The 11,549-nt window shown below is 53.4% G+C and carries 10 protein-coding genes; 9 read left to right on the forward strand and 1 reads right to left on the reverse strand.

Features of this window, described 5'->3' with window-relative positions:
* Positions 1-103: 103 nt before the first annotated feature.
* Entirely contained in the window at positions 104-799 is a 696-nt protein-coding gene (gene mutH / locus QEN31_RS04250; protein ID WP_064239711.1) for a DNA mismatch repair endonuclease MutH, read from the reverse strand.
* 682 nt (positions 800-1,481) lie between these two features.
* Between mutH and rppH the strand changes: the two genes are divergently transcribed.
* From rppH to recC, 9 genes are all read left to right on the forward strand, one after another.
* Positions 1,482-2,012 (forward strand): RNA pyrophosphohydrolase, encoded by a 531-nt coding sequence (gene rppH, locus QEN31_RS04255; RefSeq protein WP_000564481.1) that lies wholly within the window; start codon positions 1,482-1,484, stop codon positions 2,010-2,012.
* Between the two features lie 12 nt (positions 2,013-2,024).
* The gene (ptsP, locus tag QEN31_RS04260) at positions 2,025-4,271 is read left to right on the forward strand and encodes a phosphoenolpyruvate--protein phosphotransferase (protein WP_064239710.1); all 2,247 of its coding nucleotides are present in this window, start codon (positions 2,025-2,027) and stop codon (positions 4,269-4,271) included.
* Positions 4,272-4,486: 215 nt separating this feature from the next.
* Positions 4,487-5,362 (forward strand): prolipoprotein diacylglyceryl transferase, encoded by an 876-nt coding sequence (lgt, locus tag QEN31_RS04265; protein WP_000204645.1) that lies wholly within the window; start codon positions 4,487-4,489, stop codon positions 5,360-5,362.
* A 6-nt stretch (positions 5,363-5,368) separates the two neighbouring features.
* Positions 5,369-6,163 (forward strand): thymidylate synthase, encoded by a 795-nt coding sequence (gene thyA, locus QEN31_RS04270; RefSeq protein WP_000816247.1) that lies wholly within the window; start codon positions 5,369-5,371, stop codon positions 6,161-6,163.
* 184 nt (positions 6,164-6,347) lie between these two features.
* Positions 6,348-6,818, forward strand: a complete 471-nt coding sequence (locus tag QEN31_RS04275; RefSeq protein ID WP_000744668.1) for a prepilin peptidase-dependent protein — start codon at positions 6,348-6,350, stop codon at positions 6,816-6,818.
* The gene (locus tag QEN31_RS04280; protein WP_000029153.1) at positions 6,809-7,372 is read left to right on the forward strand and encodes a prepilin peptidase-dependent protein; all 564 of its coding nucleotides are present in this window, start codon (positions 6,809-6,811) and stop codon (positions 7,370-7,372) included. Before QEN31_RS04275 ends, QEN31_RS04280 begins: the two co-directional genes overlap by 10 nt.
* Complete coding sequence (locus QEN31_RS04285; RefSeq protein ID WP_001078532.1) at positions 7,369-7,776, forward strand: DUF2509 family protein; 408 nt, start codon at positions 7,369-7,371, stop codon at positions 7,774-7,776. Before QEN31_RS04280 ends, QEN31_RS04285 begins: the two co-directional genes overlap by 4 nt.
* A complete protein-coding gene (locus QEN31_RS04290; protein ID WP_000019291.1) occupies positions 7,761-8,081 on the forward strand; it encodes a prepilin-type N-terminal cleavage/methylation domain-containing protein in 321 nt (106 codons plus the stop codon). The genes QEN31_RS04285 and QEN31_RS04290 overlap by 16 nt, the downstream gene beginning before the upstream one ends.
* A gap of 15 nt (positions 8,082-8,096) precedes the next feature.
* Positions 8,097-11,468: an exodeoxyribonuclease V subunit gamma gene (gene recC / locus QEN31_RS04295; RefSeq protein WP_000946832.1), complete on the forward strand. Its 3,372-nt coding sequence runs from the start codon at positions 8,097-8,099 to the stop codon at positions 11,466-11,468.
* Positions 11,469-11,549: the final 81 nt, after the last annotated feature.

The raw sequence follows: 11,549 nt of genomic DNA on the forward strand, positions 1-11,549 counted from the left end.
GCAACCAGGAACGGTGTAAAATAGCGGCGACAATACGCTTACGTTTATCGAGCGTCGGTCCGACGCGTAGCCATAGCGGAGGCGCATTTGCGTGTAATGGACGTTACGGATTCTGCAATAAAAAATGGCGAGCCAGCAGCGCCTGCGTAAAATTTTTTTTCAGATAAAATCCACGCGGTAGCGTCAAAATAGGTTCCCCGCGCGCGCCGATAGCCTCGGTGAGCGCCCTGGCATTGGCGGCTTTGGGTCGCAGTTGCAAGACTTCGCCATGACGGGCGGTAATGCGTTCCACCTGGCCCAGCACTATCATGTCCATCAGCTCTTCCCAGTCGAGGCGTAGCTGCCTGTCCTCTTCTTCACTCGGACTCCAGAGTAGCGGCGAACCTACGCGGCGTTCGGCTAACGGTATGCTACGCTCGCCTTCGACCGGGACCCATAGTACGCGCTTCAGTTTATGGCGTACGTGGCTTGTCTCCCAGGTCACGCCGCTGTTACCGGTTAACGGCGCCACGCAAACAAAGGTTGTTTCCAGAGGACGACCCAGACTATCCACCGGGATGGTTTTCAGTTCTACGCCTAACGCGGCGAAATCCTGCTCCGGCTTGCTCCCGGCGCTGGCGCCGAGCCAGATCTCCAGCAAGACGCCGATCCAGCCTTTGTCTCGCTTCAAATCTTTAGGCGTGGTAATGCCGGCTATCGTCGCCAGCTCGCCTAACGTATAGCCGGAAAGCTGCCGCGCCTGGGCTAACAGCAATGCTTCCGAAGCAGGCGGAGTCAGTAGCGGACAAAGAGCGGACATTACCATTACCTTAGGTCAAAAAATGAGCAGTAATTTTATACCGTATGGGCAGAGTTTATCTTTTTCTGTGTCTTATATTCAATAGACTGATTTTTATTGCCTTTTTTGTGTTGTTTCTTCGTGTTGCGCAACACTGAAGCGGGTTTTCCAATTCTGGTCACTGACAATAAACAGGATCTTACACTATGTTATCCACAGAAAGTTGGGATAACTGTGTAAAACCACCACTACTGTTTCCATTTACAGCCTTGACGTGCGACGAAAATCGAAAATTCAGACAAATAGTGCGTAAGTTATTGGCACAATCTGTGGATAAAACCGACGCTGGTTGATCTTTCATCAGCATAAGGATCTTAGATGTGATGCTGGTCACGCTTTATGAAGGTGGCATGTAAGATTGGTCTATAACGCAATGAATATAAGGCACTATTTTTACTGTCTCCAGCATGAGGAATTCAGACTGTTCTGGGTTTTCCCGTGGTAATTCCATACTTCTTCACAACTATATCCACAGAAAAGGTGAATAAAATGGCGCAAGGGCGTCATCATCTGTTTATAACTCGGCTATTTACTGTGAGTTATTCAATTGTTATTAGGCTGTGTCACTATTACAGAGTGGTTTACCGCCTCACTGGAGTATGAAACAATCGTTCATATATAAGGTTTATGTTGAGGTAGTCCGGTGATTGATGACGATGGCTACCGCCCAAATGTAGGTATCGTAATTTGTAATCGTCAGGGGCAGGTGATGTGGGCCCGGCGATTTGGTCAGCACTCCTGGCAGTTCCCGCAGGGCGGGATAAATCCAGGGGAGTCGGCAGAACAGGCGATGTACCGGGAACTGTTTGAAGAAGTTGGGTTAAGCCGTAAAGATGTGCGGATCCTTGCTTCTACTCGCAACTGGTTGCGTTACAAGTTACCAAAACGTTTGGTGCGTTGGGACACAAAGCCGGTATGTATCGGCCAGAAACAAAAGTGGTTTCTTTTGCAGTTAATGAGCGCCGACGCCGAAATCAATATGCAAACCAGCAGTACGCCGGAGTTTGACGGCTGGCGCTGGGTAAGTTACTGGTATCCGGTTCGACAAGTGGTGTCATTTAAACGCGATGTCTACCGCAGGGTAATGAAAGAGTTTGCAAGTGTTGTCATGGCGCTTCAGGATAATCCCCCTAAGCTACAAAGCGCGCCTGCTTATCGACGTAAAAGAGGTTAAGCCACGCAAATTATGCTCACTCGCCTGCGCGAAATAGTCGAAAAAGTGGCCAGTGCGCCGCGTCTGAACGAGGCGCTGAATATTCTGGTCACGGATATCTGTCTTGCGATGGATACAGAGGTTTGTTCGGTTTACCTGGCCGATCATGACCGACGCTGTTATTACCTGATGGCGACGCGGGGGTTGAAAAAACCGCGTGGTCGAACCGTTGCGCTTGCGTTTGATGAGGGGATCGTCGGTCTGGTGGGCAGACTGGCGGAACCCATTAACCTTGCCGATGCGCAAAAACATCCCAGCTTTAAATACATTCCTTCGGTAAAAGAGGAGCGTTTTCGCGCGTTTCTCGGCGTGCCGATCATTCAGCGTCGCCAACTTCTCGGCGTGCTGGTCGTACAGCAGCGCGAATTGCGCCAGTACGATGAAAGCGAAGAGTCTTTCCTCGTCACGCTCGCTACGCAAATGGCGGCTATCCTGTCACAGTCGCAGGTCACAGCGCTGTTCGGGCAATACCGGCAGACGCGAATTCGTGCGCTTCCTGCGTCGCCGGGCGTGGCTATCGCAACGGGCTGGCAAGACGCGACCATGCCGCTGATGGAACAGGTTTACGAAGCGTCTACGCTGGATACCTCTCTTGAACGCGAACGATTGACCGGCGCGCTGGAAGAGGCGGCGAACGAATTCCGACGATACAGCAAACGCTTTGCCGCCGGCGCGCAAAAAGAGACGGCGGCCATTTTCGATCTGTACTCACACCTGCTTTCAGACGCCAGACTGCGTCGCGAACTCTTCGCCGAGGTCGACAAAGGCGCTGTTGCGGAGTGGGCCGTTAAAAAAATCATCGAAAAATTTGCCGAGCAATTTGCGGCGCTAACCGATAACTACCTCAAAGAACGTGCGGGAGACTTACGCACGCTGGGGCAGCGGCTGTTATTCCACCTTGATGATTCAGTTCAGGGGCCAAACGCCTGGCCGGAACGTTTTATTCTGGTCGCGGATGAGCTGTCGGCGACCACCCTGGCGGAGCTGCCGCAGGACAGGCTGGCGGGCGTTGTGGTGCGCGACGGCGCGGCAAACTCGCATGCGGCGATTATGGTGCGCGCGCTCGGTATCCCGACTGTCATGGGCGCTGATATCCAGCCTTCGGTGCTACATCGCCGTACGTTGGTGGTGGATGGCTATCGCGGTGAATTACTGGTCGATCCTGAACCCGTGCTTATTCAGGAATATCAGCGGCTCATTAGTGAAGAGATAGAACTCAGTCGTCTGGCGGAGGACGACGTCAATCTTCCCGCCCAACTGAAAAGCGGCGAGCGTATCAAAGTGATGCTGAATGCCGGGCTCAGCCCCGAGCATGAGGAAAAGTTAGGCAGTCGGATCGACGGTATCGGCTTGTACCGTACTGAAATTCCCTTCATGCTGCAAAGCGGGTTTCCCTCGGAAGAAGAGCAGGTGGCGCAGTATCAAGGGATGCTGCAAATGTTTAACGATAAACCGGTGACGCTGCGGACCCTGGATGTGGGAGCGGATAAGCAACTGCCCTATATGCCGATCAGCGAGGAGAACCCGTGTCTGGGCTGGCGCGGGATCCGCATTACGCTGGATCAGCCGGAGATCTTTTTGATCCAGGTCCGCGCGATGCTGCGCGCCAATGCGGCGACTGGCAACCTCAGCATTTTGTTGCCGATGGTCACCAGTATTGATGAAGTCGATGAAGCGCGACGTCTGATCGAACGCGCCGGGCGCGAGGTCGAGGAGATGATCGGCTATGCGATCCCGAAACCGCGTATCGGCATTATGCTGGAAGTGCCATCAATGGTATTTATGCTGCCGCATCTGGCTAACCGGATCGACTTTATCTCGGTCGGCACCAACGATTTAACGCAATATATCCTGGCGGTAGATCGCAACAATACCCGCGTGGCCAGTATTTACGACAGTCTGCATCCGGCTATGCTGCGCGCACTGAGCATGATTGCGCAGGAAGCCGAAAAAAATGGCCTCGATCTTCGCTTGTGCGGCGAGATGGCGGGCGATCCGATGTGCGTGGCGATTCTTATCGGTCTGGGATATCGCCATCTTTCGATGAATGGCCGTTCGGTAGCGCGTGTGAAATATCTGCTGCGGCATATCGATTTTGAAGACGCGCAAACCCTTGCCAGACGCAGCCTTGAGGCGCAGATGGCGACCGAAGTGCGTCATCAGGTGGCGGCGTTTATGGAGCGCCGCGGGATGGGGGGATTGATTCGCGGAGGGTTGTAACGACTGGAGCGGGAAAAGAGAGTGACTGTGGATTCACGGCGCAGACAACACGCCTGCAAGATGAAAGACAATGCGTATACATATCTTTTAACGGTAATCGGCATCTCGCTTTTAACCCTTGTGCTATTATTCGCACCTTTGGAGCGTCTGCAACGCGCAGGCGCGCTTATCAATCGCTATCTCTTCAGCGAAATAACAAGAAATTGTGGTGACAGATGACCAGTAGCTATCTGCATTTTCCGGACTTTGATCCGGTCATTTTCTCAATTGGGCCCGTCGCGCTTCACTGGTATGGCTTGATGTATCTGGTGGGGTTCGTTTTCGCGATGTGGTTGGCGGTGCGTCGTGCTAACCGTCCGGGAAGCGGTTGGACCAAAAACGAAGTTGAAAATTTACTCTATGCAGGTTTCCTGGGGGTCTTCCTGGGGGGGCGTATTGGCTATGTCCTGTTTTATAACTTCCCTCTGTTTTTGGATAACCCGCTCTATTTATTCCGCGTCTGGGACGGCGGCATGTCCTTCCACGGCGGGCTTATCGGCGTGATACTGGTGATGATTATCTTCGCCAGGCGCACGAAGCGCTCGTTCTTTCAGGTGTCTGATTTTATTGCGCCGTTAATTCCGTTCGGCCTGGGCGCCGGGCGTCTGGGCAACTTTATCAACGGTGAATTGTGGGGGCGCGTCGATCCTGACTTCCGGTTTGCCATGCTCTTTCCTGGCTCACGCGCGGAAGATATTGCGTTGCTGCCGTCACATCCGCAATGGCAGCCTATTTTTGATACCTACGGCGTATTGCCGCGCCACCCTTCCCAGTTGTATGAACTGGCATTAGAAGGCGTGGTGCTGTTTATCATCCTTAATCTCTTTATTCGCAAACCGCGTCCGATGGGCGCAGTCTCCGGATTATTCCTGATTGGCTATGGCGCGTTTCGTATCATTGTTGAATTCTTCCGCCAGCCGGACGCGCAATTTACCGGCGCGTGGGTACAGTACATCAGCATGGGGCAGATTCTCTCTATCCCGATGATTATCGCTGGCGCGATCATGATGGTTTGGGCATATCGCCGCCGCCCGCAGCAACACGTTTCCTGAGGAACCATGAAACAGTATTTAGAACTGATGCAAAAAGTGCTGGATGAAGGCACACAGAAAAACGACCGTACCGGCACCGGCACGCTTTCCATTTTTGGCCATCAGATGCGTTTTAACCTGCAGGAAGGCTTTCCTCTGGTGACGACGAAACGCTGCCATTTACGTTCAATTATTCACGAACTGCTATGGTTTTTGCAGGGCGATACCAACATCGCTTACCTGCACGAAAATAATGTCACCATCTGGGACGAATGGGCCGATGAGAACGGCGATTTAGGCCCGGTTTATGGTAAGCAGTGGCGTGCATGGCCAACACCGGATGGCCGCCATATCGATCAGATCGCCACGGTCTTAAGCCAGCTTAAAAACGACCCGGACTCTCGTCGTATTATCGTTTCTGCGTGGAACGTCGGCGAGCTGGATAAGATGGCGCTGGCGCCGTGTCACGCCTTTTTCCAGTTTTATGTCGCAGATGGAAAACTCTCCTGTCAGCTTTATCAGCGCTCCTGCGATGTGTTCCTCGGTCTGCCGTTCAACATTGCCAGCTACGCGTTACTGGTGCATATGATGGCGCAACAGTGCGACCTGGACGTCGGCGATTTTGTCTGGACCGGCGGCGACACGCACCTGTACAGCAACCATATGGAGCAGACGCACCTGCAATTAAGCCGTGAACCGCGCGCGCTGCCGAAATTGGTCATTAAGCGTAAACCCGATTCGCTTTTTGACTACCGGTTCGATGATTTCGAAATTGAAGGCTATGATCCGCACCCCGGTATTAAAGCGCCGGTCGCTATCTAAGCGCTGACGATCCTGCCATAACCGACGTCATTGCGCGTCGGTTTTTTTTACCCTTCGTCTCAATCTTCGGCGCGGATTCCTGAAATTTTGCAACGCGCTGCAAGACATGAACTTTTTTCCGTAACGTGCCGAACAATCTGTATTTGGCGCTCGTTATTTTTCTTCCGCCCGCCATACTGCCGACATGAAAAAACAACAGGGCTATACGCTCATTGAAACGGTGGTCGCGATGTCGCTCATTATCATTCTCAGCGCCACAGGACTTTATGGCTGGCAACGCTGGCAGCAGCAACAGCGCCTGTGGCAAACCGCATGTCAGGTGCGGGATTACCTGCTGCAACTTCGTGAGGACGCTCACTGGCATAACCGCGATCACATTCTTCGCGTGGTCAGCGAAGGCGGTTCATGGTGCTTTGTCAGCTCTGTTGCTACGCAAACATCGTGTACGCCATCTTCCCCCTTTGTGTTTACGCCCGACTGGCGTGATGTCGTCCTTGCCGATATCACGCCGTCGTTAGCCTTCTTTGGCTTGCGCAATACGGCATGGGCAGGGCACATCGTACTGAAAAACGCTGCCGGAGAGTGGCGTCTGGTCGTCTCCTCCTGGGGGCGAATCAGGCTATGCGAGCGTAATGAGGCCGCCACGTGTCAATAACCACGCGGGGGTTCTCGCTACTGGAAGTTGTGCTGGCGATGGCGATAGGTTCCATTTTACTGCTTGGGTCCGCACGATTTTTACCGGCGCTACAGCGTGAAATCTGGCACAACACGCGACAGTTATCGCTGGAAGATGAAATCTGGCAGCGAACCTATACCGTAGCGAAGCATCTTCAACGTGCGGGTTACTGTCATGGTCACTGTATTGGCGAAGGGTTACATCTTGCCGAACAGGGGCAATGCGTCATCGTTCAGTGGGACGGGAATAATAACGGTGTCTGGGATACCATACCGGCGAAAGAGGCCGACCAGACCGGGTTTCGTGTGAAGGATAACGTTCTGGAGACATTACGCGGAGCAACATCTTGCCAGGGTAAGGGATGGGAAAAAATGACCGATCCCAATACGGTACTCATCACGGCGTTTACCGTTGAGCGCCGGGATATAACGGGATTCTCGCCAGTGCTCATGCTGCATCTGCGCGGCGCCAGCAAAGCCGAGCCTCAGACGGTTATTGACGCGCAATACAGCGTAACGGGATTTAATCTGTGAATCGGGAACGTGGCGCTTCTTCGCTAATACTGGCGCTTTTAATACTGATTCTGGGCAGTCTGCTACTGCAAGGCGTAAATCAGCAGCAGGCCAGCTATGCCGCCCGCGTGACGACGCAGAGCCTGGCGATACAACGCCAGGCGCTTGTGCAGTCGGCGCTGGAATGGGGACGGGGGCAGCTATGGTCAGGCGTAACCGAAATGGAATGTCGGCGCTATTCCTCTTCAGGAGCGAGAGTCTGTTTGCGGAGATTATCGGGGGATGAGGTGGTGATGGCGGCGCAAGATGACGGCATGACGTTATGGCGTTTGGGAAACGTCATTCAGGGAAGCATTGTCTTTTCTCCCCACGGCTGGAGCGATTTTTGTCCGTTAAAAGAGGTGGCGTTATGTCGCATCCCCTGAATTTACAACGCGGGTTTAGCCTCCCGGAAGTTTTAGTGGCGATGGTTCTAATGGTAATGATCGTCACCGCGCTGTCAGGCTATCAGCGGGTATTAATGCACAGTTTTGCATTACGACACCAGTATCTCCAGATCTGGCGGCAGGCGTGGCAGCAAACGGCGCTGTATCCATTTTCGCCTGCTGAGGACTGGAAGGCCAACCGGATGCAGACAACGCAATCGGGATGTGTCAGCATCAGCGTCACGATGGTTTCACCCTCTGGCAGGCAGGGGCAGATGACGCGCTTGCATTGTCCAAATCGTTAATCGTCAGGAGTAATTATGTTAAGGGTCTACCACTCCAATCGTCTGGATGTGCTGGAAGCGTTGATGGAGTTCATCGTCGAACGCGAGCGGCTGGATGATCCCTTTGAACCAGAAATGATTCTGGTGCAAAGCACGGGTATGGCGCAGTGGCTGCAGATGACCCTTTCACAAAAGTTTGGTATTGCGGCGAATATCGCTTTTCCGTTACCGGCGAGTTTTATCTGGGAGATGTTTGTCCGCGTGTTGCCGGATATCCCCAAAGAAAGCGCTTTCAGCAAACAAAGCATGAGCTGGAAACTGATGACCTTGCTGCCGCAGTTGCTGGATAAGGATGAGTTTGTACTGCTGCGCCATTATCTGACCGACGACACCGATAAACGCAAACTCTTTCAGCTTTCCGCGCGCGCCGCCGACCTGTTCGATCAGTATCTGGTTTATCGGCCTGACTGGCTTACGCAGTGGGAAGCGGGAAAAACCGTGGAAGGTCTGGGGGAGGCGCAAAACTGGCAGGCGCCGTTGTGGAAAGCATTGGTGGAATATACCGCCGCGCTGGGGCAGCCGCGCTGGCATCGCGCCAATCTCTACCAACGCTTTATTCAGACGCTGGAGAGCGCGACCGCCTGCCCGCCAGGGTTGCCGTCCCGCGTTTTTATTTGCGGCATTTCCGCGTTACCGCCAGTGTATCTCAGAGCATTGCAGGCGCTGGGTAAACATATTGAAATCCATCTCCTTTTTACTAATCCGTGTCGGTATTACTGGGGGGATATTAAAGACCCAGCCTGGCTGGCAAAACTCATGGCTCGCCAGCGTCGTCACAGTTTTGAAGACCGTCATTTACCGTTGTTCCGTGAAAACCAGAATCCGGAAGCCTTATTTAACAGCGACGGTGAACAGGATATCGGTAATCCGCTACTGGCCTCATGGGGAAAACTGGGGCGGGATTATATCTACCTGCTATCTGAACTGGAAAACAGCCAGGAACTGGATGCGTTTGTTGATATTACGCCAGATAATCTTTTGCATCGGATTCAGGCGGATATTCTTGAACTGGAAAGCCATGCGGTGGCGGGCGTAAATCTTGAGGAGTATTCGCGCAGCGACAATAAGCGTCTGCTCGATCCCGAGGATAACAGCCTCTCTTTTCACGTTTGTCACAGCCCGCAGCGCGAGGTGGAAATACTGCACGATCGCCTGCTGGCGATGCTGGAAGCCGATCCGACGCTAACGCCGCGCGACATTATCGTTATGGTGGCTGATATTGACAGCTATAGCCCGTTTATCCAGGCGGTATTTGGTAGCGCGCCAACGGAGCGCTATCTGCCTTATGCCATTTCCGATCGGCGGGCGCGTCAGTCACATCCGGTGTTACAGGCATTTATCAGCCTGCTTTCGTTACCGGACAGCCGCTTCGTCTCCGAGGATGTTCTGGCGTTGTTAGACGTACCGGTATTGGCTGCCCGCTTTACGATCAACGAAGAAGGGCTGCGTTATTTGCGCTTGTGGGTCAATGAGTCAGGCATTCGCTGGGGAATTGACGATGACAACGTACGCGAGCTGGAACTTCCTGCCACAGGGCAGCATACATGGCAATTTGGCCTGACGCGTATGCTGCTGGGGTATGCGATGGAAAGCGCCCAGGGCGAGTGGCAGTCGGTTCTGCCTTATGACGAATCCAGCGGTCTGATTGCTGAGCTGGTCGGGCATCTGGCTTCGCTGCTGATGCAGCTTAATATCTGGCGGCGCGGTCTGGCGCAGGAGCGACCGCTGGAAGAGTGGCTGCCCGTTTGTCGCGACATGCTCAATGATTTCTTCCTGCCCGATGCGGACACGGAAGCGGCAATGACATTGATTGAACAGCAGTGGCAGGCCATTATCGCCGAAGGCGTTGCGGCGGAATATGGCGACGCGGTACCGATTTCGCTACTGCGGGATGAACTGGCGCAGCGTCTGGATCAGGAACGTATTAGCCAGCGCTTCCTGGCGGGCCCCATCAATATTTGTACGCTGATGCCGATGCGTTCCATTCCGTTCAGAGTCGTTTGCCTGCTGGGAATGAACGACGGCGTATACCCGCGCCAGCTTGCGCCGTTGGGCTTTGACCTGATGAGCCAAAAACCCATGCGCGGGGATCGTAGCCGTCGCGACGATGACCGCTACCTGTTTCTGGAAGCGTTAATCTCGGCGCAGCAGACGCTGTATATCAGCTACATCGGTCGCTCCATCCAGGATAATAGCGAACGCTTTCCCTCTGTACTGGTGCAAGAATTGGTGGATTACATCGGACAAAGCCACTATTTGCCGGGCGACGAAACGCTGACCTGTGATGAGAGCGAAGCACGAGTCAAAGCGCATATTACGCGTCTGCATACCCGTATGCCTTTTGATGCGCAAAATTACCAACCCGGCGAACAGCAAAGTTATGCCAGAGAGTGGTTGCCCGCGGCGAGTCAATCGGGAAAAGCGCATTCTGACTTTGTGCAGCCGCTTCCTTTTACGATGCCGGAAACATTGACTCTGGAAAGTCTGCAGCGTTTTTGGGCCCATCCGGTACGCGCATTTTTTCAGATGCGGCTTCAGGTTAATTTCCGCTCGGAAGAGAGTGAGATTCCTGATGCGGAACCGTTTGAATTAGAGGGATTGACGCGATATCAACTTAACCAACAGTTGCTCAATACGCTGGTTGAAGAGGACGACGCCGAACGCTTGTTCCGCCGTTTCCGGGCTGCGGGAGAGTTGCCTTACGGCGCGTTTGGCGAAATATTCTGGGATGCGCAATGTCAGGAGATGCAGCAACTGGCAAGCCGGGTCATCGCCTGCCGTAAGCCGAGCCAAAGCCTGGAAGTGGATCTGCTTTGCAATGGCGTTCAGCTAACCGGCTGGCTACCGCAGGTACAGGAGGATGGATTATTGCGCTGGCGTCCCGCTTTAATCAGCGTGGCGCAAGGTGTGCAACTTTGGCTGGAACACCTTGTCTATTGTGCCAGCGGCGGGAGTGGCGAAAGTCGCCTGTTTTTGCGCAAAGAGGGAGAGTGGCGATTTCCGCCTCTTGATAAAACGCAGGCAATGGCTTACCTGGCGCAACTGATTGAAGGCTACCGGGAAGGCATGTCTTCTCCGCTATTGGTACTGCCGGAAAGCGGCGGCGCATGGATAAAAGCCTGTTATGACGCTGAAAATGATGTCATGTTAGACGACGATGATACCTTACAGAAGGCCAGGACAAAGTTTTTACAGGCTTATGAAGGCAACATGATGGTGAGCGGCGAAGGCGAAGATATCTGGTATCAACGTCTTTGGCGTCAGCTGGAATCTGAAACGTTGCAGGCTATCATTGCGCAGTCCCGACATTACCTGTTACCGCTGTTTCGTTTTAATCAGTCTCGTTGATTGTATGAAAATCGCGCAATTAAAAGGCTTCGACTATGATGCGCTCTTCGTCACGGACTGATTACTGATAAAAAGATGCTG

Source organism: Salmonella sp. SA15303 (assembly GCF_029962125.1).
In the GTDB taxonomy this organism is placed as follows: domain Bacteria; phylum Pseudomonadota; class Gammaproteobacteria; order Enterobacterales; family Enterobacteriaceae; genus Salmonella; species Salmonella enterica.